Below are 23691 nucleotides of genomic sequence, written 5' to 3' on the forward strand. Positions count from 1 at the left end.
AATTACTTTGAGATCAATTCTTCCTTTTTCAGATATAAATTTTTAATTAAAAGAGTGAGAAAGAAGTATGAGTCTGCTCTCATACTTCTTTCTCTTTTATTTATTGTTACACTCCTACATGTGTTTGTTTTTGCTTCCTCATTTTACTACTATGAAGATATAAAGAGAGTTCATTCTTCATCGTGTCCTTTTTTGATTTTGGCCGAAGACCAACAAAACTGTTATCTTGCCTGTAAACATAGGAATTTCATTTTTCTCTAGGCAATCTTATTGTTACAGTTGTTCCTTCTCCTTCTTCACTAGCAATGTAAATCTCCCCATGATGCTCTTCAATGATTTTGTAACATACCATTAAACCCAATCCCGTTCCTTTTTCCTTATTAGAGTAAAATGGTTCACCGAGTTTCCTCATACGTTCCGGTGAGATTCCAATCCCATCATCTTCTATTTCAATTTCAACATACGAAGAGAACTCTCTAGCCTGAATTCTCAACATTCCGCCGTGCGGCATTGCTTCAATAGCGTTTTTTAGTATATTCAGAAATACTTGTTTAATTTGGTTTGAATCACAATAAATCGGTAATACTGCCGGTTGAAAACAGGTTTGAATTTCTATGCTGTGCATAGCTGCTTGCGTTTTGACCAAAGCAAGAATGTTATGAATAACATCAGCCACGTCTTCTTCTTTAAAATGAACAGCTTGTGGTTTAGCTAATGTTAGAAATTCATTTATAATGATTTCTACCCTGTCTAGTTCTGAAAGCATGAGATCCGTATATTCAGACTCTACTTTACCCTGAAAAAACTGTGTAAACCCTTTCACTGTTGTTATAGGATTTCTCACTTCATGGGCCACGGCTGCAGCTAGCTGACCAAGCGCAGACAGTTTTTCCGATCTTCTTAGTAATTGTTCTGTTTTCTTTCTTTCATTTATATCTCGAGAAATCGCTGATATCCCTGTTACCTGTCCATCTTTATTCTGGATGGGAGAAAATGTGATACTTACATCAAATACTTCTCCGTCTTTTCTTCTTCTAAGAGTTTGGTAGTCTATGACTTCTTCTCCATTTTTCACCTTCTGTAATGCCTGTTTTGTCTCCTGATGTAATTCTAGTGGTGCCAAGTCATCAAAAACATTAATATCATCCTTGTCACAGAATCCGTACAGGCAGTAAAACGCCGGGTTCGCTTTTAACAAGTCTCCCTCAAGCGTAAGAATGGATATCGCATCGGCACTATGAGTAAATAATGCCCACAGCTGCTCTTTTGTTTCTTGGAGTTCCACTTCCATTTCTTGACGTTTTGTAATATCCCGTCCAATTGTCACCAAGTACTTTCGTTCTCCTAGACTACTAAATTGAGGGGCTTTTACTATTTCAAAAGTTCTCACGTCTCCGTTAGGAAGAGTGACATTTTGTTCATATTGGAGAATTCCTTTTTGCTTCCAGGCAATCTCATCTTTAGGGGATGAAATGAGAGATAAATTGTACATAGGTTTTCTGCTTAATAAATTTGACTCCCTTTTCATTCCAACCAGCACTCTTGCCGAGTCATTCATTTCGATCAGTTTGTCTCTTTTGTTTTTAAAAAGCACAAATTCAGGCATAGCATTCAGTAACGAAGAAAGTTTTTCCTCCCTGTCTTCTATCTTCTTTTGAGCTTTCCTCTTTTCTGTGATGTCTTCCATCATCCCATAAACTGACACTACTCTCCCCTCGACTTTTACCGGAATATTCGTTACCTTGAAATACACTTCATCTCCCTTTGTATTTACACACACTGTCTCATAGGCCTGGGGGATACCATTAGCTGCCAGTGTAAAATGCTTGTTGGTGTGGGCTAGATAATCAGGATGAATCCAAGCAGAATAAGGGACGATCAACTCCTCTTTTCGATAACCAAGGAAGGTGCCCGATGGTGTGTTCATTGAAACAACCCTTCCTTTTAAATCAAGAGAAAAGACATGATAAGGGCTATGTTCAAAAAGAGACTTATACCGTTGCTCAATTTCCTCCAGCCTTCTTCTCGCCTGCTTTTTTTCTGTAATGTCTCTTCCTGTCACTACCATTCTGTAGACCTGGTTCCGATCCTCAACTACAGGTTTTACGGTTAAGGCTAGATCAATGTAACGGTTGTCCTTTCGACGATACCTAAGTTCTACCTTCCGTTCTTTTTTTGTGAGAACCGCCTCTTCAAACACCTGCTTGGCAAACGACACATCATCTCGATGCAGCAAATCAAATGTACTCGTGCCTTCCACTTCCTCGACTTCATAACCTAATATGGAAGTATTGGAAGGTGTAGCATACTGAATTGTTCCTTTTGCATCCAGGACACATCCAGCATCTCCTGCATGTTCAGGAAGAAATCTGGCTTCTACTTGTTTTTCTCTGCTCTTTTTGTCCAGAGCCAAACTAAGCAAGTCAGCGCAAGTTGTTAGAAAGTCTTTTTTATCGTTTGAAAGGGAAATATATGAAGGAAGAACACATATTAATTCACCAGCCAAATCCCCGTTTATATGCAGGGGGACAACAAAAGAAGACTCACGATGAGGCTCATTTTGTTCAATAGTAGAAAATATATCGTTGCTGACTGAAAGAAGAGCCCTCCTCCCATGTTCTATCACATATATAGAAGAATCTTCCAAACCTATATAACTACCAACAGAGCTTCGCACTGACGTTAGAATGTCTGAAAATGGTGCATTCTTTGCTATCATATGAATAATTGCTTTATAAGTTTCCTGGGGGAAAGTGACTGGATCGTTAAACCTTGGAAACTGAAACAACAAATGAGTCGAATCTAACAGGCTTACTTCTCCATTTAGACTTCGATCTGCGAATAAAGCCTCTACCTCGATAGATATTTGTTTCCCAAAACTCTCCCTCTTATGTAGGGTATCAAGGAACATTTTTATCCTTTTGACTTGTTCGTTAGGTATATAAGAAAAGATATTTCTTCCAAAGTCCTCGGTACGAAAAGCGTTTTTCCCTTTTTCGTTAACAAACTTTATGGCTCCCTCTAAAGTAGTGATAAAAAGAGGGATACTCACTTTATCATATAGTTCCTTCGCGCCCACCACTTATCTCCTCCTGAGGCAAAGTGCCCCACTTAATCTAGACTATTGGAATTATACCAAACTTTATATGTATAAAATTTGTAATCTGAAATTAATGTAAGGAGTATTCAAGGCGAAGAATAATGAACCCCGTACTTAATGATCTTCTTCCACGTAAAATAAACCCAATTGTCATTCCAGACAATTGGGTTTTAAAATTCATTATGAAAATAATTGCGGGAATGTTTGCAGGAGAGTGCGCACCCCTAAATAAGCAGTTAATACAACAATAATACCTCCAAAAACGGTCATCCAGACTGGATGCTTATAGCTCCCAACAATGGTTGAACGGTGGGCTGCCAAAAGGATACACCCTAAGGTAAGGGGAAGGATTAATCCATTGAACGCCCCTGCCAGAACAAGGAGCATTACAGGCTGACCGATCATGGCAAATACTCCTGTTGAAAATACAATAAAGCCCACAGTCCAATAATTTTTATATTTTTCAATGCTTTCATGAAAAGTCGTTAAGAAGGAAACAGATGTATAAGCCGCTCCTATGACCGAGGTAATTCCGGCTGCAAACAGCACTAATCCAAATATACGGAAGCCGATTTCACCCGCTGCAATTTGGAAAACAGAAGCTGTTGGATTATCCTGATTTAAAGCAAATCCAGCAGACACGACTCCAAGAACCGCCAAAAATAGAATAGTTCTCATGATAGAAGCAACAACAATGCCGGAGATCGCCGTGTTTGTCACGTACTTTAAATTTTCCTTACCAGTGATCCCGGCATCTAATAACCTATGTCCTCCGGCAAACGTTATATATCCTCCTACTGTTCCACCCACGATGGTAACAATAGCAAGAAAGTCTATCTCCAGAGGGGCCACCGACCGTAAGGCGGCCTCCCCATATGGCGGGTTGCTCCCAAACATAATATACGCAGTAAAAAGTATCATCAGTGCACCTAAATATCGTACAATTTGATCCATTGCCGCGTTTGCTTCTTTTAAGAGGAAAATAGCAATACATATCACACCAGTCATTATAGCTCCAACTCTTGTATCCAAACCAAGAAGAGCGTTCACTCCCAGCCCTCCCCCTGCTACATTTCCAATGTTAAAGGCAAGACCTCCCAAAACAATAAAAAATGCAACGACATAACCTAATCCAGGTAAGACAGCATTCGCAATTTCCTGCCCTCTCATTTTTGTGACAGCAATAATTCTCCATATATTCATTTGAGCCCCGATATCGAGGATAATAGACACTAAGATTACAAAAGCAAAACTTGCTAAAAGCTGTTCTGTAAACACAGCTGTTTGAGTTAAGAAGCCGGGTCCAATAGCAGAAGTAGCCATCAAAAATGCTGCCCCCGTTAAAGCCCTAATTCTTTCTTTTGGAGTTAATCCTTTCTCCGTAAGCGGAGTATTCGCCATTTTATTTCTCCTTCCTTACTACTATGATCGATTAAACGTGTCCACCCAAAAAAGTTTTTAAGTGGTTTAGACGAAAATAGAGTTGTTTTGTATACTAAAGGTAACAGCTTGCTTTTTCTTAGATTTAAGAAAACGCCCTCAAGCTAAAGAACTGACCTAAATACATACTCAAGCTTGGAGGAGTTATCATGAAAAATCAAAACAAAACTGTCACAAAGTCAATGGCACTGCTTACTCTCTTTCGGCAACATGAAGAATTAACATTGCAGGAGATGGTAAAGCTTTCTGGTATTCCTAAAACCTCTGCCCACCGCATGGTCGGAGCCCTGATAGAAATGGGCTTTTTACAAAAGGAAAAGGACGGAAGGTACTCTCTCGGCATGCTTTTTCTTGAGTTTGGCCAGCTTGTGTCCGAACGTCTGGATATACGTAAAGCGGCCTTACCTGTTATGCAAAAAGTCAATCGTGAAACCGGAGAAGCCATCAACCTCGTCGTTAAAGACCAGTTGGAAGCCATCTATGTAGAAAAGCTTGAAGCCAGTCACCCTGTTCGCCTTTACACTAAGATTGGAAGAAGATCTCCTCTGTATGCCGGAGCTTGCCCTAGAATCATCCTGGCCTATACAGAAGAAACTGAGCAACAAGCTTATATTGAGAAAGCAAATTTGATTCCTTTTGCCTCAGGAACGATCACCAGCAAAGAAAAATTGCTCCAATCATTGCACCGCTCTCGTATCGATGGCTATACTATCAGCTTCTCTGAATTAGAAAACGATACCGTTTCAGTTGCGGCACCCATTTTTGACTACAAAAATTCAATAGTAGGTGGGATAAGTATAGCTGGGCCTGAAACCCGTTTTCAAAAAGATCAATTCCCTTTTTATATAAACAAAGCAAAGGAAGCAGGGAAAACTATTTCTAAAAACCTTGGTTGTCAGTCTTTTCCTTTTTAACAGAGCTCCCTTGATGATCTAAGAAATGTTCCATGAAGCTTGTGTCAAAGGCACCGGTTTGAAACTGAGAATTTTCCAATATCTGTAAGTGTAAAGGAATGGTCGTTTGGATATTACCTATTTTCAAATCCGTAAGCCCTCGCTTCATCCGGCTGATCGCTTCTTCTCTCGTTTTCCCCCACACAATCAGCTTAGCAACCATTGAATCATAAAAAGGCGTGATCTCGTATCCCTTGTAGACAGCCGTTTCTATCCTCATTCCAAATCCTTGCGGAGGAGCAAATTCAGTGATCTCTCCAGGGGAAGGTCTGAAATTCTTTGCCGGGTCTTCAGCATTGATTCTACATTCAATCGAATGGCCGTCTAGAATAACTTCTTCCTGGGTAAAAGAAAGGGGTTCACCAGCGGCTACAGAAATCTGCTCCTTCACAATATCTACCCTTGTAACCATCTCTGTTACAGGATGTTCAACCTGAATTCTTGTATTCATTTCCATAAAATAGAATCGATTATGCTTGTCTAACAGAAATTCCACAGTGCCTGCCCCGCAATAACTCACTGCTTTAGCAGCCTTAATAGAAGCTTCTCCCATCTTTTCCCTTAGTTCAAGGTTTAAAGCCGGAGAAGGTGCCTCCTCAATAAGTTTTTGGTGGCGTCTTTGTATGGAGCAGTCTCTCTCACCCAAGTGAACGACATTTCCGTGCCGGTCAGCTAATAGCTGTACCTCAATGTGCCTTGGTTCTTCAATAAATTTTTCTACGTAGACCCCTCCATCACCAAATATAGATTTTGCTTCATTTTGTGCTTGCCGTACAGCTTTTTCGAGGCTTTCTTTATTATCTGCTTTTCGCATCCCTTTTCCCCCGCCGCCTGCACTTGCCTTTGCTATAACAGGGTAGCCGATTTTTTCAGCTATGGTTCGGACCTCTTCAAGCTCATCGATCACCCCTTCTGTTCCTGGTACCGTAGGCACGCCTGCACTTTTCATTGTCTTTCTGGCTTCGGCCTTTTCGCCCATTTTGCGTATCGCTTCTGAGGAAGGTCCGATAAAGGTAAGGTTCACAGCTTCACACAGCTCTACGAACTTGGGCTGTTCTGACAGAAATCCATATCCCGGGTGAATAGCATCGGCATTGGATAATAATGCGGCGCTTATGATATTTTCCATATGCAAATAACTTTCAGAAGCTTGTGCGGGTCCAATGCAATAGGCTTCATCTGCTGTTTTCACATGGAGTGCATCCTTATCTGTTTCAGAATAAACAGCTACACTCTGGATGTTCATTTCCTTACAGGCCCTGATGATGCGAATTGCAATTTCTCCTCGATTAGCAACTAGTATTTTCTTAAACATATAATCCCCCTTTTTCTGCTTCTTAGTTACAGTGCTTGGACCTACTTCACCTTAAATAAAGGCTGGCCGTACTCTACAATGTCCCCATCACTTACAAGAACCTCTTCAATCTCGCCCTCTATCCCCGCTTCTACTTCATTAAATAGCTTCATCGCTTCTACAACACAAACAACCGATTCTGGAGTAACTTGATCTCCAGTGTTCACATAGGAAGACGTGTCAGGGTCCGGTGAAGAATAAAACTTTCCTACCATAGGGGACACGATGGTTTTCTCTTTTACTGTTTCTTCAGTATTATCATTTTTAGTATTTTCCGGATCTTCAGAAGGCTGACTGCCATGTTCTAATTCATTTTTTACACTATCATTGTTTAACTCTTTTACACTGACAGAAGCCCGTTCCTTATTCCCTTTGTTTATGATAAGTTTCACTTCACTATTTTCAAATTGAAAATTCTCTATTGGTGACTCTTCCAATTCTTTAATCATGGTTTTTAAATCTTCAACAGTAAACATTTCACATCTCTCCATATCAATTTAGTTATGAATGATCAAACTTAATGGTTATTCCAGTCTGTACTTCTTTCATATCCTGTTCTTTTTTGAAAAGAAGCTCTTCTGCTTCCTGGATAGTCACTTCTTCAAAATGAAGAGAATCCCCCGGTTTCAGCTGTGCTAGTCTTGGAATATCAGTCAGTATTACTTGTGCGATCCTTGGATACCCGCCTGTCGTCTGGCGATCAGCCATCAGGATCACTGGGTTGCCATCTGGTGGCACCTGAACAGTCCCAAGAGCTACAGCTTCTGAAAGTATGTCTTTATTTTCATCTTTTTGTAAGAGCGGCCCCCTAAGCCTGTAACCCATTCGATCAGATTGAGGGGTGATTTTAAATTCTTTTTGAAAGAACTTTCTTTTAGCATTATTGGTAAAAAGGTGAAAATGCGTACCCTTTATGACTCGAATAGGACCTTTTTCTTTTAAAGGTAGAAAAGGCTTTCTATTAATACTCCAGGTAGTGGTATTAAAGCGATCACTCTGCCCTGATGACAGGTAAGAAAAGACGCGGCCGTTCTTTTCATTTGTTTTCCCCGCCTTCAAAATGTCCCCTGCTTGCAAGGGCCGTCCATGAAAACCACCTATTTCAGCCCGTAAATATGTACTTTTACTATTCATAACCTCCGGAACATTGATTCCTCCCGCACATGCTACGTATGCACGGCAACCCTCACTGCAGCTTCCCATCTTTACAACATTATTTTTCTTTACCAAAACAGGTTTTCCAAGGGGAAGAGGTATTCCCTCAATAGAAGGAGTGAAATCCCCACCAACTATGGCTATCACCGCGTCATTTTGAAACTCTAACACCGGTCCCTTCAACGTCATTTCTAATACTGCTTCATCTTCTCGATTACCCACAAGCATATTAGCGAGCCTAAGAGAATATGGATCCATTCCACCGCTCACTATAATACCTTTTCTTTGATACCCATGTCTCCCAAGGTCCTGAACGGTTGTCAGGAGTCCCGGCTGAAGAATGTTAATACTCATTTTCCCACCTCCTCATAAGCCTGATATTCTGCCTTTGATATAGGCTTAAAACGGACAATATCACCAGACTCTAATAAAGTACGAGAATCACCTGTTGTATCAAACAACGATAAGGGTGTTCGGCCTATAATCTGCCACCCCCCTGGGGTTGATAAGGAATAGACGCCGGTTTGTGCTCCTGCAATTCCTACCGATCCACTCGGCACACACGTCCGCGGATTGTCCAACCGGGGTGTGGAAATTTTCTCCGACATCCCACCTAAATATGGAAAGCCCGGGGCAAACCCAATCATATAAACTAAATAATTTTCACTGGAATGAATCTCTATGACTTCCTGAGGAGTAAGCCCATTATGAGTGGCCACATTTCCTAAATCCGGCCCAGTCTCTCCTCCATAATAAACAGGTATTTCAATTGTGCGTGGTTTATACTCTGTCTCTTGATCAATAGCAGAGAGGAGCTTTTCTACCTTTTCTTTAACTACTTCAAATACAGGTTTATTACCTCGTGTTGTTTCAACCTGAATAGGGTTATAAAAAATAGTTACTCCTGTATATGAAGGTATGTACTCTACCATTTCTGGCAGGGGCTGTTTTTCAAGTGAAAGGGATAATAGTCTTACCTTCTTGTGAATGGCTGGACAAAAAGAATCCCCAAAGGAGACAGTGACTGCCGTTTCATTTAGTGGATACACCTTTACTTCTGGACTTGATGAAGCTTGCATATATTTCCCCTCCTTTTCAGTTTTCTTAAATTCCGTTTTACGGAACAAAAGATCCACAATACGGAATATATAAAAGTAATTATAATTGTGTGAAAATAAAATAACAAGTGCTGCCTTTAACAAACACATATCTTAGCAATCTATCCCCCTTACAAAAATAGTGATTTGAAGGAACTGCATTAATAACTGGTAAAAGAACCAGTAATCTTTATTCCTTAGCTCCCCTTCTGTGTTGCTCCATATGGAAAATTCTGCGAAGACACTCGAAAAAATGTAATAAGAAATCAAAATAATGAAGTGAAAAAAAGCATAAAAAAAACCACATGTAGAGATTCCACTGCGGTTTTTTTAAACCCTCGTCCTATTTTTCCTAAAATTCCTACATTCAAGTAAATAAAAAGAAATCTATAGGACAAATTATTTTTAATATTACACGTGTTTTAAACCACTCAATCCATAAAAAGCTCGGCAACTATAGACCGAGCTTACTATTATTGATTATTCAATACCGCATGATTCAGCTAAAATATCTACTAAATGAACTCCTTGAACTTTCCCTTCTAAACCTGCCCTTTTGATTCCCAGCCTCATTTGCAGCAAACAACCTGGGTTACTAGAGGCAATAGTAGTGGCTGTTGTTTCCTTCGCATATCCCATTTTTTTATCCAATATTTTCATGGACTCTTCGTAATGTATAAGATTATAAATTCCCCCAGAAGCACAACACTCGTTACTTTTTTCCATCTCAATATATTCTGCTCCAGGAATTGAAGATAATAATTCCTCAGGAGCACTCGCCACTTTTTGGACATTCGTTAAATGACAGGATGGCTGATAGGTGATTCTCCCTTTCCACTTCTTCTTAAAAGGGAGTGGGCCAATCTCTACAAAAATCTCTGACACATCTTTTGATGCAGCGGAAAACCGTGAAGCCCTTTTCTTCCAATCAGGATCATCCTTTAATAAATGGTCATATTCCCGGAGGATAGCCCCACAGCCTCCCGCGTTATTAATAATATAATCAGCTTCTGTTTCTTCAAACGCCTTAATATTTTCTTTTGCAAGATCTTTAGAAATCGAACTGTAACCCTGGTGAGCGTGAAGCGCTCCACAGCAATTTTGCTTATTTGAAATATGAACTTCACAGCCAATGTGCCTTAATAATTCAATTGTTAAGCGGTTCGTTCTGTTTAAAACTGCCTCAGAAACGCAGCCTGTAAAAAAAGCAACTGTTGCTTTCTTTTCCTTATAGGGTTCTAGTACCTTGCCTCTTTTCACCCTTTTTCCTGGCCCTTCCACTGATGGCAATATTTTTTCAATTTCACCGATTGGTTCTGATATTTTTGAAAGTAGATTTGTCTTCCCTACAAGATTGCTTAGACCAGTCCTTTGGTAAAGCCACGTTGCATTCCCACCGGCCCGCATAAGTCCTGGCCGTGTAAATACCTGTCGCAGTAGAATTCCTTTCAAACCTTCTGCCTTTGTTGTTTGCTTTGTATCTTCTTCATACTCCTTAATCGTATCTTTGGCTGACTCAAGTATATGACCATAAGGTACGTTTACAGGGCAAGCTGTTTCACAGGCCCTGCAGCCAAGACATAAATCAATCGGTTCAGATAAATCTTGTGATAGATCAATCTTCCCCTCAGCCGCCATTTTTACCAGGTTAATTCTCCCTCGGGGAGATGCTGATTCTTTCCCCATGGACATGTAGGTAGGACAAGAAGGCAGGCAATAACCGCATTGAATACACTGGTTGGTCGCACGGTACGCTAAATCATAGAGCTTGTGTGAGTGTACCTTTTGTTCTTTTTCCCATTTCTTTGTCTCTTCCTGTGTTGCAGCCATTTACGTAAGCACCACCTTGGTTTGTCCTTCTTTTGCAAACATTTTACCAGGATTTAAAATATTATTTGGATCCCATGCATGTTTAATAGATTTTAAGAGTGCAACCCCTTCTTTTCCGTATTCCCGTTCCAAATAAGGAGCTTTTAATGTTCCGATTCCATGTTCCCCTGACAAGGTTCCCCCCAGTTCAAGTGCCGCCTGAAAGATATCACCAACAGCATCCTCTACCCGCTTCATCTCTTCTATGTTGGTTTTGTCTGTAATAATATTTGGGTGAAGGTTGCCATCTCCTGCATGTCCAAATACTACTAGATTTAATTGGTAGCGATCGCGAATGTCGTTAAGCTTCTCCATCATTTCAGGAATTTTGCTTCGAGGGACTGTTGCATCTTCTGATATTTTAGTGGGACCGAGTTGAGTGATGGCAGGAGATACTTTTTTTCTCGCTGTCCATATATCGTTTCTTTCCTTTTCACTCTCCGCTACTTTAATTGTTAATGCTCCAATTTCTTCACAGATTTCACGACTCTGCTCTATTTCCTCCTGAAGGGCCAGAGGATGTCCGTCAACTTCAAGTATCAACAAAGCTCCAGCGTTAACAGGAAGTCCGCTCGGTTCAAAATGTTCCACAGCGCGGATACAAGCATTGTCCATTAATTCCATTGCTGCCGGCAGAATTCCCTTAGAAAGAATTTTCGTAATAGCCCTCCCACAGTCAACTGGATTGTGAAAGGTGGCCATCATTGTTTTTCTGTCTTTTGGTTTAGGAATCAGCCGGAGGGTTGCTTCTGTAACGATTCCAAGGAGGCCTTCGGAGCCTGTAATTAAGCGCGTTAGATCAAACCCTGTAACGTTCTTTACTGTTTTTCCTCCCACTCTGACAATTTCACCCGTAGGCGTGACCACTTCCATACCGATAACATATTCCTTTGTTGTTCCGTACTTTAGTCCTTTCGGACCGCTCGAATTTTCAAGTATGTTTCCCGCTATGGTAGAAACATGAGCACTGCTTGGGTCTGGCGGATAAAAAAGACCGGCTTTCTCAGCTTCATTATGAATGTCAGAAGTAAGTACACCTGGAGATGTAATAGCAATCATATTTTCCTTATCAATAATCAGTTTGTCACGCATCTGAGACATATCAAGAACTAAACCGCCTTCTACTGGCAGCGGCCCTCCACTTAAAGAGGTAGCAGATCCTCTTGGATAAAGAGGGAATCCGTATTGATTGGCAAGCTTTACTATTTCGCTGATTTCCTGTGCACTAGACGGCTGGGCTACTCCTTCAGGAAGATATTCACCAAAAGAAGCATCAAAGCTATAAGAGTAACGATCAGATAATTCAAAGTGCAGTTTATTTGTTGGTAAGATCTTTTTTAATTTATTTTTCACTTCTTCGTTCATCGAAAATACTCCTCTCTCACCATATATACTTAATAGTAATGAAATTTTCTCACAAATAAAAAAATAAATCCCTATGGATAAAAAAATCCCTCTTGAAAACTTTCAAGAGGGGTTCCATTCCGATTACGAATGGAGATACATATTAATGGTTGCATCATTCAGAGAAGGAGCCTCTTCTGGCCAAATTATTTCCATTACCATCTTACTGGTGAATCGAATCGTCCTCAGTTACAACACTTGCTCATCCTCTTTACCTTAGCCCTATTACTTTTTATTTCTGTATAAATACATAGTAAGGGGAGCAAAGACCACAAGAAAAATAGCCGAGGCCAATAACACCCACGCGATTGCTTCTCCAGTCACATTTCCGTGCATAAACCCTCGTACTGCATCTACAAGTAATGAAATGGGGTTCACATCCACAAAGCTTTCAAGCCAGGAAGGTAACGTTTCCGGATCAACAAAGACATTACTTACAAACGTCAGTGGAAAAAGAAACATAAAACTAACCATCATAAGGGATTTTTCTGAACGCATGATGATACCCAGTGTCGTCCACACCCACGATAAACAGAAGCAGAAAATAAGGATCATGCCAACCGCTCCTAAAACTCCGATGAATCCACCTTCCGGCCGGAAGCCAAGAATAAAGCCAAGGGCTAACATAATGGCAGAAGCCCCAGAATACCGGATCATATCTACCAATAGCGCGCCGACCAGTGCAGATGGCAACCAAATGGGCAGTGTCCTGAAACGGTCAAAAATCCCTTTACGAATATCATTATTTAAATCGATACCTGTGTACATTGTAATTTGAGCTACCGTCATAACGAGAATACCTGGCAAGAGAAATTGGAGGTATTCACTGGTAGATCCAGCAATGGCTCCCCCAAAAAGGTATGTAAACATAAGAAGAAAAATCACAGGAAATACAGTAACATCAAACAATTGCTCGGGCACATGCTTTATTCTTAGCAGGGCCCTTGATGAAAAGGTTAAAGAGGAAGAGAGTGCTGTAGGGCGTTCAGGCCGATTTCGCGAAGTAATGGCCTTTTGTAATTCTGCTTCCCTAATCTCATTTGGCTGGTTCATCTTCTTCCTCCTCTTTCACTTCCGCATTTTCCCCTGTTAACGTAAGAAATACCTCATCGAGACTTGGTTTCCCTAATGAAAAGTCACTTACCTGTATGTTTTCATTTACTAACTCGCCCAGGGATACGGCCACAAGAGATGCATCGCTCACCTGAGCAGACAAATTGCCCCCTTCTGGAGAAGAATGTATCGTAGTTTGAAGCTTATCTTGAAGAATTTCGATGGCTTTCTGCTTATCTTCCGATTGTTCAAGCTGAACATGAAGCGTTCCGGCTCCAACGGATGCTTTTAATTCACTGCTTGTGCCTTCTGCAATTATTTTCCCTTGATTGATCACGGCAATACGATCTGCCAGTTGGTCTGCTTCTTCTAAATACTGAGTGGTTAATAAAACAGTAGTACCTGCATTTACCAGGGTGCGGACGATTTCCCAAACCTGGTTACGACTTCTCGGATCAAGACCCGTAGTCGGCTCATCCAAAAATAAAAGATCCGGGGTAACAATGAGACTTGCTGCAATATCAATTCGACGTCGCATTCCACCAGAATAATTTTTTACCTGCTTTTTCCCAGCGTCTTCAAGTCCAAAAGCAATTAGAAGTTCCTTTGCTCGGGATTTTGCTTCCTTCCTGGAATAACCCGCAAGCTTAGAAAGGATAACGAGGTTTTCCACCCCGGTCAAGTCCTCGTCTATGGAGGCATATTGTCCAGTTAAACTAATTCGCTCGCGTACCTTTGCTGCATCGGACACAACGTTTTGCCCAAAAATGTGAGCTTCTCCTCCGTCAGGCTGCATTAACGTGGCAAGCATACGAATGGTTGTTGTCTTCCCTGCTCCGTTTGGTCCCAAAAATCCATAAACCATTCCTTTTGGAATAGCCAGATCCACTCCGTCCACGGCCCTTTGCTTGCCAAATACTTTTACAAGTCCTTTTGCCTCAACCGCAAAATCATTATTCACTATTCTCACCCCATTTGTTAGTAGCTCTTTAAAAACTACACTGCACTGCTTATGACTATTTATCAATCCTCTGTTTAGTGGTTTATGATTATATTTCTCTTTTATTACTTTGACCCATCAACGAAGAGTAATTTTTTCGGAAAGCAGTTTCTTTCCTTTTTTTAACTGTTTTGTTTAAAGAACTAATATGAAGCCATCGCTTTTATTCTAGCTTAGTTTCTCTATTTTTCCGAGGGATCTTTTTTCAAGCTCCCTTCTCGGTTTATTGAAAGAAACAAATACCACCCTGGTGAACAGTATGCTTGTTAATCGTTGTACAATGAGTCTCCCCAAAACTCAAAACTATTATTTGTCAGCATATCTCTTCCTGCTATCTCATAGTTATAAGCAGAACTCTATCATTCACAGAAACAATCTCAAGTAGAGGAACAAATGATTTGGACCTTTTTCTTCGTCTGTTTATTCAAGCCAAACTTATTAGGGAGAGTGATCACATGATGTTATTGCATGCTATGAACTGGTCTATCTTTAAAGCGACTGGAACTGATTTATTAACCATGGGGGTCATTTTATTAACGATGGTAGCTTTAATTGCATACCAGATCTTTATTAAGGATCCAAAAGAGGAATGAAAGTATTACATAAAAGCATATGTTCCTACGAAAAAACTTTTTTCTATTCCAAGAAGGCAGAATGAAGTTTTTTCCCATTGTATTATCTGCACACATAAAACAAGACATTCTCTATCTCTTATCTGATGGCGTCATTTTCTATGTACGCCTTTATGAATATAATTATTTATTACGTATGAGCCGCTTGACTGTTATTCCTGCTTCTCTTATAGGTTTTGTATAACGCCAGATCCGGCTTTCTTGTATATTCATATACTTATCCTTAAACATTTTTTTTTGTTTCACTAACTCTTTCACTTCATCTTTTAAATTTTCATTTTCTTTATATAGCACACTGATTTCATTTTTCAAGTTTTTCATTTCATTTTCCAGTCTTTGTGTGGGTTTCAGCTCATTTTCTTTCTTGCTTACTTTCGTCGGTGTACTTAGGTAGGTAGAGAGAGTTTCTGACGAAGTAAACAACCCTGCGTGTAGTGGAAACACTTCTTCTATGTCTTCAGTTTTCGACACTGGCAGGGACTTAATTTTTTTTACTTGATTAGCATTGTTACTATCGCTGGCAGAATGAACGGTCCTTAGAAAAGTTGGATATTTGGAATCCATGATCGTCGGGCTGACAAAATCAACTTTGGAGTGAACCCCGTTGTGATAAATTGTTGGTATCTCATTGCCTGTGTTCTTTGTAACAGAATCGTATGTATTGATATAAGAGAGACCTAAAGCAATTTTAGGGGCATAATGCTTATGGATGGATATGTATTTTTGTAGTCGATCATCATACAATGCTGAAAAACCATTAGGAAATGTAACACAATATCCTTCAAACTGTGGATCAACGTATTGATTTAAACGCTCTATGAAATGAACAGATAAGCCATCATCATCATCTAAACGGGTTGTACTATATGTCAGGTCATGATTAAACCTTTTAAGTTCTTCTGTAAAACAATCAAGGATAATATTATCAACAGTGTCATACGGAGGAAGGGAAATAACCTTAGCCCAGGGATATGGACGTAGTAAATCTTCTAATTTCTTAAGGCTTTTTTCTGGTAAAAGCTCAGAAGTCAAAACTAAGAGAGTAAAATTATCTGCTGTCGGTTCTATTGTTTGATTAACCAATGATGGGAGAGTTACATTTTCAAACAGAAATTCATGTTGGGCTAAACGACTTGCATTGAAGAGCTGCTCTTTATAGTTATCGAACTCCTGCCTTCCGATTTGCCACTCTACCCCTTCTTTAGTTAATAAACTGTACCGCATGATTACAAAATTATGTTTTTTCATAAAAATGCCTCCTTTTCCAATTCGTATTATTAGTAAAGTGTCATGGAATACAAAAAACTTATTATTTCATGACATTCTATTATATAAGATTCATAGAAAAAAGTACGCCCTATAAAACTGATTTCTAATAGAAAAGATGCTATAAGCGCTTTGTTTTAATACCTGCTAGTTCTTAGCTTGCATATTCCTCTATTAAAATAATGTGTAATTCTTCTACCTCAATTCCCGTAGCTGAATAAAAGCCTTTATTAAAGCTTTCGGCCTTTTTTGTTTCCTTTATTATATCTTGTATAATTTCTATACCGTATTTCTCGATAAGATAATCAATCGCAAGAAAGCTTTGCCCATAAATATCTCCATTTTCTATTTTTTTCGCTTCATCCCATGTTTTTTTATCCTTTATTTGACTAAAAGGTAATATTTTCGTTTTCGATTCAACTTCACTATCATTTCCCACATATTCGCTTACCCCTTCTTCAAACCATATAGGCATTTCACTTTGGTCTATTCCTGCATCCTTGATTCTTTGTCTGAAGGCATAATGAGTGTATTCATGCATAATAGTAGATTGGAGTTCAAATACAATCATTTTTTCTCCTGCAAGGATGGCTTCTTTATCATGCAGCAGGAATCCTATGAACTTTTCATCGTCTTTGTAGTACCCATCTGCATCTGTTACACCAGCCAGTTCTGTGAGTTCTTCTTGAGCACCTAATACTACGGCATCTACCTGTCTTTTAGTATAGTTTCCTAGAAGTTGTTCATTTTTTCTCATCGCCTGTTCAAAGGCATCCTTTGTTAGAGAAAGGATTTCCTCCTCTTTTTCAGGATAATAAATATGAACATGACCATATACTGCTTTTTCTCTCTCCTGCTTGATTTCCTTTTCTTTTTCACGATCAAAAGTTTCGGCAGTTGAGGATTGTAAAAATTCACGTTGAAACTGTTCATTCTCTATGGGAAGCACCGAAAAAATACCTCCTGCCATTATGGCTCCAGAGAGAATAATACTTGTTATCTTTACTTCTTTTCTCATAGGCTTTTCCCTCGTTAGTAATTAAGTGATAGGTAAACTTTCAACTATTATTTTTTGTAGCATGTATACCCTCAGTTTTGAATCAATAACTTTTTTCTATAGAATGATCCTTTTTTGCTATGTAAGTTCTCATACTTTATACCCTCATTTCTGCCTTCCCTATTAAAAGCCGCCTTTCTTTTCTAGTTTACTGAAAGCACTTAGTTTCGATAAGACGAGTAAAGAGCTGTCTTTATTAAGAAATTTCATTTTCTTTGTATATAGGCACAGAATTATATCAGATGACATAAAATCATGTCCTCTTTCTGACTACATGTGCAAAAGAAGTCGAATGGCCCTTTTTCCCCTGTATTTCCCATGGTAGGATAAAACAAAAGAGGACGGAACAATTGACCGTCAGTATAAACCGTTACATGAAAGGGGAAAGATCTGATGAATCTACCGATTCCGATTCTTTGCAAAGGAGACCGCATAGTTTTCCATTCAGGAAACATCTATGAAATTGAGCTTTCAGCGGTCACCGGGTTATATCATTCCTCTTCTATTCGTCTGAATTGGATAAACAAACCACTAGTATATTTTCCTAAGGATGATGAGTTCCAGGGAAAACGGTGGGAAAATCTCCGCCAGCTTCAATCATGGGCTGAAGAACATGCTGACTCTATTTCCAGCATTGAAAAAACAGAAAGAAGCCAGCCTATTCCTGCCTACGCAACCTTGTCTATTGAGGAAGCTCATCATGAGGCACTTCGAGAAGAAGCCGACAGATCAAGACTTCAGGCTTTCCTCACCCAATTCTCATAATCATATTAAAACAACCCAGCCATTTGACTGGGTTGTTTATTGATTTTCTATTCTTCACTTTGCTTGTTTTTCTTTTTAGGTTTCCGGGATTTATCTTCTTTGTCTTTAGAAGAGGATGTTGAGGATTTTTTCTTGCTGCCTTTCTTTCCTTTAGGTTTCTCCCCATTTTCCAAAATCTCTTCTACTTTTTCATTTTTTGTTTTTCCTTTAGACTTCTTGGAGCTCTTTTTCCCTTTTTCTTCTTCCTTATTATCTTTGTTTTTCTCCTGCCGGGATTCCTCAGACTGTTCTTCTTTCTCTTCACTGTCGTCGGTGTCCTCTGACTCTTCTTCGGACTCTTCGTTGTCCTCCGTATCCTCATCTTCTTCGGACTTCTCAGACCCTTCTTCCTCTTCACTGTCATCGGTGTCCTCTGACTCTTCTTCGGACTCTTCGTTGTCGTCCGTATCCTCATCTTCTTCGGACTTCTCAGACCCTTCTTCCTCTTCACTGTCGTTGGTGTCCTCTGACTCTTCTTCGGACTCTTCACCGTCGCTGGTATCCTCATCTTCTTCGGACTTCTCAGACCCTTCTTCCTCTTCACTGTCATCGGTGTCCTCTGACTCTTCTTCGGACTCTTCGTTGTCCTCCGTATCCTCATCTTCTTCGGACTTCTCAGACCCTTCTTCCTCTTCACTGTCGTCGGTGTCCTCGGACTCTTCTTCGGACTCTTCACCGTCGCTGGTATCCTCATCTTCTTCGGACTTCTCAGACCCTTCTTCCTCTTCACTGTCATCGGTGTCCTCTGACTCTTCTTCGGACTCTTCACCGTCGCTGGTATCCTCATCTTCTTCGGACTTCTCAGACCCTTCTTCCTCTTCACTGTCGTCGGTGTCCTCTGACTCTTCTTCGGACTCTTCGTTGTCCTCCGTATCCTCATCTTCTTCGGACTTCTCAGACCCTTCTTCCTCTTCACTGTCGTCGGTGTCCTCTGACTCTTCGTTGTCGTCCGTATCCTCATCCTCTTCGGATTTCTCAGACTCTTCTTCGGACTCTTCACCGTCGCTGGTATCCTCATCCTCTTCGGATTTCTCAGACCCTTCTTCCTCTTCACTGTCGTCGGTGTCCTCTGACTCTTCTTCGGACTTCTCTGACTCTTCTTCCTCTTCACTGTCACCGGTGTCTTCGGACTCTTCACCGTCACCAGTGTCCCCGTCACCTTCGGACTTCCCAGAAGGTTCTTCTTCTACATTTTCCTCTGAAGAAATACTTTCCTCTTCCGTCTCTTCACCAGAATCATTTTCTTGCGTTTTCTCCTTTTCTGAAGTGTCTTCAGAAACCAGTTCATTCTTCTTAGGCTTTGAAGCTTCATATCTATGCTTTTTTAGTGAATCCTTTTTTTTCTTTTTCGACTTCTTATTATTGTCTTCTTTTTCCTCTGAACCTGAACTTTCTTCCGAGGTTTCTTCTAAGAAAGCTATTTTTGTTACGAGATAAAGGTTAATGGCAGAAGTACTTCCTTCATGTATGAGCCATTGTTCATCCCTGTTTGTTATTTGATCCAAGAGTTCTTGTTGAGACTCTCCTTTTATTTTCAATGTCTTATAATTATCATTATCAAAATAAAACCTTACTTTAAACGTTTTCATTGCCTGACCTCCCTTATTAAATGTAAACTTTCTAGTCAATTACCTTCCCGCACCACGTTGTAAACCTCGAAGAATATTTTTTGAATTTTCTACTTTTCAGTAATTTCCGAGAGAAAACACTTACATTTAATAGAAAAAACAAAAAAACGCCCGCTTAAGGGCGTTTTTAAAAACGAACCACCTGTCCATACAGGTATGTCCACTCGCTTACTGTATCCAATTTTCTGTATAATCAACGGTTGAGTGCCCTCTTTCTATAATTAGGTTACGATTTAACAAGACCCATATGCCTTTTGATTGCCCGCACATGTTCACTTTCTTCTCTATTCATAAGCACTAGTCCCAGATCTATTACTTTGCTTACTTGTTTCTTTTGGGACGTTCCTAATATGTACCGAGTCGAAGTTTCATAATAAGACGCTAAAAATTCTATCTTATCCAGGCTTAACGACCTCACATTTTGTTCTACTTCCTGATACTCCTCGGGGGTAAGACCCAATCCTTCAGCAACCTCTTTTTTTGTTAAGCCGTGTTCAATCCGTAGTTTCTGCAATCTTTCGCCATACATTTTATATCCAGCCTCCTTTTTCGTCTATTTTACCTGAAAAAGGTAGAAAATTGTAGAAAAATTATAAATTTATCAAAAGAAATTATGTAGAGGAGTAAAAGATTTACAAAAAGGGTAATAGTAAATTAAGGAGGGAGTACCAATGAGTAAGCCATTGCGTTGCCGCTTAGGTTTTCACAAGTATGAATTTATAGAATGGAACGAATTTGTGACAAAACCAGACAACGACCCTGGTACGGTCGTCAATCAAAAAGAAAGCGGCAAGTACGAGTGTGAGCTTTGCGGGAAACGAAAGGATGTTCTTACTCCTGTAGGTAAACCAAAAGAAGAAAAAAGAAAAATTTAATACACGGATCGCTCTGTCCCTGATGAAAAAGGGACAGAGAAGTTTTAACGCAAAGAAATAAGAAATTTTACATTTCCTTCTTTAAATCCTGGTAAATATGAGTTTCGAGCTTTCTGTCTTTTTGGTCATCTGCACAATCGTGACAATAATAATGTTTTCTAGTTTGATAAAAATAAACAAGTTCCCCCTGTTCAAAATCCTTAAAACATGAGTTACAATAAAAACTTTGTGCTTTTTTAAAGTTGGCCATTCTAAACACCTCTCTTCCATCCATCTCCATCTTGATTAGTTTACATAACCTTGCAGCCATATAAAAAAGCCGAAAAGAAGAAGACTTCTTTTCGGCTTTACGTCTAGCTTTTTGTCTAGCTCATTTCCGCCTGCTTTTATTCAAATGTACGGGATCTAAAATAAGGGTGACAATACTTCTATCGAGGTTAAAATCCCAATCGACAAAAATATCTTTAATAGTTGTATTTAAAAGCAGCTCGAAACGTCTTCCCTGATGAAGCTGTCTCTTTTCTAATTTCCGCTTGGCCACTTTTAAATTTTCTTCTTTCCCTAAGCTGATTAATTCTTTTTCTATAGGAACAAGTATCCCTTCCCTGACAATCATAAATGTTAGATCATTTACTTTATTAGAATGAATTTTTTCAGGGGCTTTTTGTGCTTCCATGCTTACAGAAATCATTTCCTGTTCAATTGCTTCTTTTTCCTTATACTCGTCTACAAGATGTTCATATTCGTCTTTTTCGGAAATAATTCCCATAAAGATTCCGGTCTTATTGGCCAAATTCCAATCGTAGTAAAATTCTTTTATTTCCAAGTCTGTGACTGCGTAAACATAGGTTTTAATTTCTGGAATTAATGTGGCCAGTACCCGTTCTCTCAGGTGTTGAACAGACATTTCATCGTTTTCACCAAGCAATACTTTTTCCATAGGTCCTAAAAAATCCTCCACATATATAGTGAAATAAGGATGGGAAAAAGTCACATAAATTGCCTTTGGACCTTTACCAAAATGATCACGGATTAATCTTCCTACGTAACTTGCAATTTTGTTTTCCTGCGACACGCCGGTTCACTCCATCTCACTTTTTGATAAAAGCATTATTTCTTTTATCCTTTTAGTAAGAGTTTACACCGGCAAGCCATTCAGTAAACATGAATTTAAATATTATATCACAATGCGATATCTTTACAAAGACCTTGAAAAAATTTCACACTATTCCACAAACTCAATCTTACTATTTTGAGTAAGAATGTAAGGGTCTTTATTGGGTATGCTAAAAAACGTTCAAGTTCGTAACTCTTCGGAATACTACTTCTATGTAAAAGAGGTGATTTCCTGCTATGCTTCTGGAAGACGTCGTAATAAAATCCATTGTCCTTTTTATTATTTTATATGTCATCGCACGTATCCTTAATAAGAAGTTCATCGCCCAAATGACCTTCTTTGACTTTGTGGCCGCTATCACGATCGGGTCCATGGTTGCTACCGTCACTTTTACGCAAGAGATTCCAATACTAATCGGTATTGTTGGGGTTGTCCTTTTTTCTCTGTTGGCTCTTACCTCTGACATCCTTGCCATTAAGAGCTTTCGTATGCGTAAGGTATTGAATAGTGAGCCTACAATCTTGATTAAAAATGGTAAAATTTATGAGGAAGGATTAAAGAAAGTAAGGCTTACGGTAGATGACTTATTAGCGAACTTACGTAAAAAAGGAGATTTTTATTTACATGAAATCGAGGGGGCGATGATGGAAACTGATGGCACAATTAGTGTCCTGAAAAAGCCTCAATACCACTTCGTGAACCGGGAAGACATGAAAGTAACCAAATTATCAAAGGGAATGCCCCAGACCTTTATTTTGGATGGCAAGCTTCTCCCTTACAGCTTAGAAGCATTGGGAAAAGATAAAGAGTGGGCCGATATTATGTTAAAAGAGCATGGGATCAAAAACATGAGAGATGTGTTTGTGGCTCAAGTTGATTCTTCTGGCATGGTGTATATTGATACACGCGATGACTCTTTCACTCCTATTATTAAACCCACTTAAAAAGGCCGCTGAGGCGGCCCTTATTCTTCATCATACCCAAGCACTGAGTCGGTCTCGTTTGTGTCAAGATACCTTTCATATTTTTCATGGGCAGTGCCGACTCCAGTAAAACGTCCGTCAAGGCCTGCCTGCAAAAAACCTTCTACCTCTTCCACGTACCCTACGTTTTCATCAGACTCCACATACATTTCGTTATAACTCTTTGCCGTTTCATAAAAATCAGATGGTGATTCAGAAGAACCATATCGTTCTACTTCTTGCCATGCATCTTCAGCATCAAAAAAGGTTTCACTTTCGTTTTCATCGTATTCAAATTGCCCGAATGCAGGCTTTATTATATCTTCTTCTACAGGACGTTCATTATTTGTATATATTTCATGAGGAGCATGCTTGATACATGTAGTTGTGGTAGGAAGAGCTTCCAATCGTTCATCAGAAATAGGCCCTCCGCACACTTCACACCGTCCAAATGTATCTTCTTCTAATGCTTTTATGGTCTTTTGAACATCCTTTAATTCTTGTTCAGCATGTTCATTTAATGCAATATCTTTCTCTCTTTCATATAATTCTGTTCCTAAATCTCCTGGATGATTATCATAACTAGATAGTTCATCCATTGATTCATGGACAAGCTCCAATTCATTGCCAAAGTGGTACTTATTTAATCTCGCCTTTAGCTCTTTTTCTTCTTCTTTCAATTCATAATAAATCTGCTGAAGCTTTTTTCTTTCCATGGTTTTCACCTCCCTTTGAGATAAATTTTTTCCTTTTAAGGCAAGCTTTTTATTGATTCACTTGCGCGAGGAAAGTGACTGTCGTTTCTTATCATGTCTCAGTTACGGCATTTTACGACTTTTAATGATTTCCGGAGGGGATAAATCCTTCCAAGAAGGTTTTGAATTAAAATAAAAAGACCCTTACATTGTAAGGATCTATCGTTAAA

The 23691-nt window shown here is 39.5% G+C and carries 21 protein-coding genes; 5 read left to right on the forward strand and 16 right to left on the reverse strand.

What is annotated here, in order from left to right; genetic code table 11:
- Positions 1–247: 247 nt before the first annotated feature.
- The gene (locus ACFPU1_RS04150; protein ID WP_385938958.1) at positions 248–3082 is read right to left on the reverse strand and encodes a PAS domain S-box protein; all 2835 of its coding nucleotides are present in this window, start codon (positions 3080–3082) and stop codon (positions 248–250) included.
- Between the two features lie 198 nt (positions 3083–3280).
- Positions 3281–4501, reverse strand: coding sequence for an NRAMP family divalent metal transporter (locus ACFPU1_RS04155; RefSeq protein ID WP_385938960.1), 1221 nt, complete (start codon positions 4499–4501; stop codon positions 3281–3283).
- 188 nt (positions 4502–4689) lie between these two features.
- Here ACFPU1_RS04155 and ACFPU1_RS04160 point away from each other — a divergent pair, with 188 nt between their 5' ends.
- A complete protein-coding gene (locus ACFPU1_RS04160) occupies positions 4690–5454 on the forward strand; it encodes an IclR family transcriptional regulator (protein WP_385938962.1) in 765 nt (254 codons plus the stop codon).
- Here ACFPU1_RS04160 and accC read toward each other — a convergent pair.
- The 8 genes from accC to ACFPU1_RS04200 all read right to left on the reverse strand — a co-directional run bounded on the left by accC (position 5420) and on the right by ACFPU1_RS04200 (position 14386).
- The gene (gene accC, locus ACFPU1_RS04165; protein WP_385938964.1) at positions 5420–6808 is read right to left on the reverse strand and encodes an acetyl-CoA carboxylase biotin carboxylase subunit; all 1389 of its coding nucleotides are present in this window, start codon (positions 6806–6808) and stop codon (positions 5420–5422) included. The two genes, ACFPU1_RS04160 and accC, sit on opposite strands and share 35 nt — an antisense overlap.
- A gap of 41 nt (positions 6809–6849) precedes the next feature.
- Positions 6850–7323 carry an acetyl-CoA carboxylase biotin carboxyl carrier protein gene (gene accB / locus ACFPU1_RS04170; protein WP_385938966.1) on the reverse strand — a complete coding sequence of 158 codons (474 nt, stop codon included), beginning with the start codon at positions 7321–7323 and terminating at the stop codon, positions 6850–6852.
- A gap of 25 nt (positions 7324–7348) precedes the next feature.
- Positions 7349–8356, reverse strand: coding sequence for a 5-oxoprolinase subunit C family protein (locus ACFPU1_RS04175; protein WP_385938967.1), 1008 nt, complete (start codon positions 8354–8356; stop codon positions 7349–7351).
- Complete coding sequence (pxpB, locus tag ACFPU1_RS04180) at positions 8353–9081, reverse strand: 5-oxoprolinase subunit PxpB (RefSeq protein ID WP_385938969.1); 729 nt, start codon at positions 9079–9081, stop codon at positions 8353–8355. Before pxpB ends, ACFPU1_RS04175 begins: the two co-directional genes overlap by 4 nt.
- A 498-nt stretch (positions 9082–9579) precedes the next feature.
- Entirely contained in the window at positions 9580–10929 is a 1350-nt protein-coding gene (locus ACFPU1_RS04185) for a (Fe-S)-binding protein (RefSeq protein ID WP_385938971.1), read from the reverse strand.
- Positions 10930–12333, reverse strand: a complete 1404-nt coding sequence (locus tag ACFPU1_RS04190; protein WP_385938973.1) for an FAD-binding oxidoreductase — start codon at positions 12331–12333, stop codon at positions 10930–10932. It lies immediately after the preceding gene.
- A gap of 264 nt (positions 12334–12597) precedes the next feature.
- Entirely contained in the window at positions 12598–13425 is an 828-nt protein-coding gene (locus tag ACFPU1_RS04195) for an ABC transporter permease (RefSeq protein WP_385938975.1), read from the reverse strand.
- Positions 13409–14386, reverse strand: coding sequence for an ATP-binding cassette domain-containing protein (locus ACFPU1_RS04200; protein ID WP_385938977.1), 978 nt, complete (start codon positions 14384–14386; stop codon positions 13409–13411). The genes ACFPU1_RS04195 and ACFPU1_RS04200 overlap by 17 nt, the downstream gene beginning before the upstream one ends.
- Before the next feature lie 494 nt (positions 14387–14880).
- Here ACFPU1_RS04200 and ACFPU1_RS04205 point away from each other — a divergent pair, with 494 nt between their 5' ends.
- Positions 14881–15018: a hypothetical protein gene (locus ACFPU1_RS04205; RefSeq protein WP_385938979.1), complete on the forward strand. Its 138-nt coding sequence runs from the start codon at positions 14881–14883 to the stop codon at positions 15016–15018.
- A gap of 162 nt (positions 15019–15180) precedes the next feature.
- Here the strand turns inward: ACFPU1_RS04205 and ACFPU1_RS04210 are convergent, their stop codons facing one another.
- Positions 15181–16305 carry a glycosyltransferase gene (locus tag ACFPU1_RS04210; protein WP_385938981.1) on the reverse strand — a complete coding sequence of 375 codons (1125 nt, stop codon included), beginning with the start codon at positions 16303–16305 and terminating at the stop codon, positions 15181–15183.
- Positions 16306–16477: 172 nt separating this feature from the next.
- On the reverse strand, positions 16478–17341 hold the full coding sequence (locus ACFPU1_RS04215) for a collagenase (protein WP_385938983.1): 864 nt from the start codon (positions 17339–17341) through the stop codon (positions 16478–16480).
- A gap of 432 nt (positions 17342–17773) precedes the next feature.
- Between ACFPU1_RS04215 and ACFPU1_RS04220 the strand changes: the two genes are divergently transcribed.
- Complete coding sequence (locus tag ACFPU1_RS04220) at positions 17774–18145, forward strand: hypothetical protein (RefSeq protein ID WP_054637873.1); 372 nt, start codon at positions 17774–17776, stop codon at positions 18143–18145.
- Positions 18146–18192: 47 nt separating this feature from the next.
- Here ACFPU1_RS04220 and ACFPU1_RS04225 read toward each other — a convergent pair whose 3' ends face one another.
- Together ACFPU1_RS04225 and ACFPU1_RS04230 are read right to left on the reverse strand one after the other, a co-directional pair.
- Positions 18193–19773 (reverse strand): hypothetical protein, encoded by a 1581-nt coding sequence (locus ACFPU1_RS04225; RefSeq protein WP_385938985.1) that lies wholly within the window; start codon positions 19771–19773, stop codon positions 18193–18195.
- Positions 19774–20038: 265 nt separating this feature from the next.
- Complete coding sequence (locus tag ACFPU1_RS04230; RefSeq protein WP_385938987.1) at positions 20039–20341, reverse strand: helix-turn-helix domain-containing protein; 303 nt, start codon at positions 20339–20341, stop codon at positions 20039–20041.
- A 142-nt stretch (positions 20342–20483) separates the two neighbouring features.
- Here ACFPU1_RS04230 and ACFPU1_RS04235 point away from each other — a divergent pair, with 142 nt between their 5' ends.
- Positions 20484–20687: a hypothetical protein gene (locus tag ACFPU1_RS04235; RefSeq protein WP_054637223.1), complete on the forward strand. Its 204-nt coding sequence runs from the start codon at positions 20484–20486 to the stop codon at positions 20685–20687.
- Between the two features lie 370 nt (positions 20688–21057).
- On the opposite strand, the gene ACFPU1_RS04240 is transcribed toward ACFPU1_RS04235, so the two are convergent.
- Positions 21058–21762, reverse strand: a complete 705-nt coding sequence (locus ACFPU1_RS04240) for a Na-translocating system protein MpsC family protein (protein WP_385938989.1) — start codon at positions 21760–21762, stop codon at positions 21058–21060.
- Between the two features lie 278 nt (positions 21763–22040).
- Between ACFPU1_RS04240 and ACFPU1_RS04245 the strand changes: the two genes are divergently transcribed.
- Positions 22041–22748, forward strand: a complete 708-nt coding sequence (locus ACFPU1_RS04245; protein WP_385938991.1) for a DUF421 domain-containing protein — start codon at positions 22041–22043, stop codon at positions 22746–22748.
- A 20-nt stretch (positions 22749–22768) separates the two neighbouring features.
- Here ACFPU1_RS04245 and ACFPU1_RS04250 read toward each other — a convergent pair whose 3' ends face one another.
- Positions 22769–23482, reverse strand: coding sequence for a TraR/DksA C4-type zinc finger protein (locus ACFPU1_RS04250; protein ID WP_385938993.1), 714 nt, complete (start codon positions 23480–23482; stop codon positions 22769–22771).
- Positions 23483–23691: the final 209 nt, after the last annotated feature.

The sequence above is a fragment of the Thalassorhabdus alkalitolerans genome (genome assembly GCF_042656525.1).
GTDB classification, from domain to species: domain Bacteria; phylum Bacillota; class Bacilli; order Bacillales; family Marinococcaceae; genus Thalassorhabdus; species Thalassorhabdus alkalitolerans.

Bases quoted from the DNA above. Each gene is read 5' to 3' on its own strand.
- pxpB (WP_385938969.1), bottom strand. From the start codon at position 9,081: ATGCAAGCTTCATCAAGTCCAGAAGTAAAGGTGTATCCACTAAATGAA.
- ACFPU1_RS04210 (WP_385938981.1), bottom strand. From the start codon at position 16,305: ATGAAAAAACATAATTTTGTAATCATGCGGTACAGTTTATTAACTAAA.
- ACFPU1_RS04220 (WP_054637873.1), top strand. From the start codon at position 17,774: ATGAATCTACCGATTCCGATTCTTTGCAAAGGAGACCGCATAGTTTTC.
- accC (WP_385938964.1), bottom strand. From the start codon at position 6,808: ATGTTTAAGAAAATACTAGTTGCTAATCGAGGAGAAATTGCAATTCGC.
- ACFPU1_RS04215 (WP_385938983.1), bottom strand. From the start codon at position 17,341: ATGAGAAAAGAAGTAAAGATAACAAGTATTATTCTCTCTGGAGCCATA.
- ACFPU1_RS04190 (WP_385938973.1), bottom strand. From the start codon at position 12,333: ATGAACGAAGAAGTGAAAAATAAATTAAAAAAGATCTTACCAACAAAT.
- ACFPU1_RS04195 (WP_385938975.1), bottom strand. From the start codon at position 13,425: ATGAACCAGCCAAATGAGATTAGGGAAGCAGAATTACAAAAGGCCATT.
- ACFPU1_RS04225 (WP_385938985.1), bottom strand. From the start codon at position 19,773: ATGAAAACGTTTAAAGTAAGGTTTTATTTTGATAATGATAATTATAAG.
- ACFPU1_RS04160 (WP_385938962.1), top strand. From the start codon at position 4,690: ATGAAAAATCAAAACAAAACTGTCACAAAGTCAATGGCACTGCTTACT.
- ACFPU1_RS04235 (WP_054637223.1), top strand. From the start codon at position 20,484: ATGAGTAAGCCATTGCGTTGCCGCTTAGGTTTTCACAAGTATGAATTT.
- ACFPU1_RS04205 (WP_385938979.1), top strand. From the start codon at position 14,881: ATGATGTTATTGCATGCTATGAACTGGTCTATCTTTAAAGCGACTGGA.
- accB (WP_385938966.1), bottom strand. From the start codon at position 7,323: ATGTTTACTGTTGAAGATTTAAAAACCATGATTAAAGAATTGGAAGAG.
- ACFPU1_RS04230 (WP_385938987.1), bottom strand. From the start codon at position 20,341: ATGTATGGCGAAAGATTGCAGAAACTACGGATTGAACACGGCTTAACA.
- ACFPU1_RS04185 (WP_385938971.1), bottom strand. From the start codon at position 10,929: ATGGCTGCAACACAGGAAGAGACAAAGAAATGGGAAAAAGAACAAAAG.
- ACFPU1_RS04175 (WP_385938967.1), bottom strand. From the start codon at position 8,356: ATGAGTATTAACATTCTTCAGCCGGGACTCCTGACAACCGTTCAGGAC.
- ACFPU1_RS04155 (WP_385938960.1), bottom strand. From the start codon at position 4,501: ATGGCGAATACTCCGCTTACGGAGAAAGGATTAACTCCAAAAGAAAGA.
- ACFPU1_RS04250 (WP_385938993.1), bottom strand. From the start codon at position 23,482: ATGGAAAGAAAAAAGCTTCAGCAGATTTATTATGAATTGAAAGAAGAA.
- ACFPU1_RS04245 (WP_385938991.1), top strand. From the start codon at position 22,041: ATGCTTCTGGAAGACGTCGTAATAAAATCCATTGTCCTTTTTATTATT.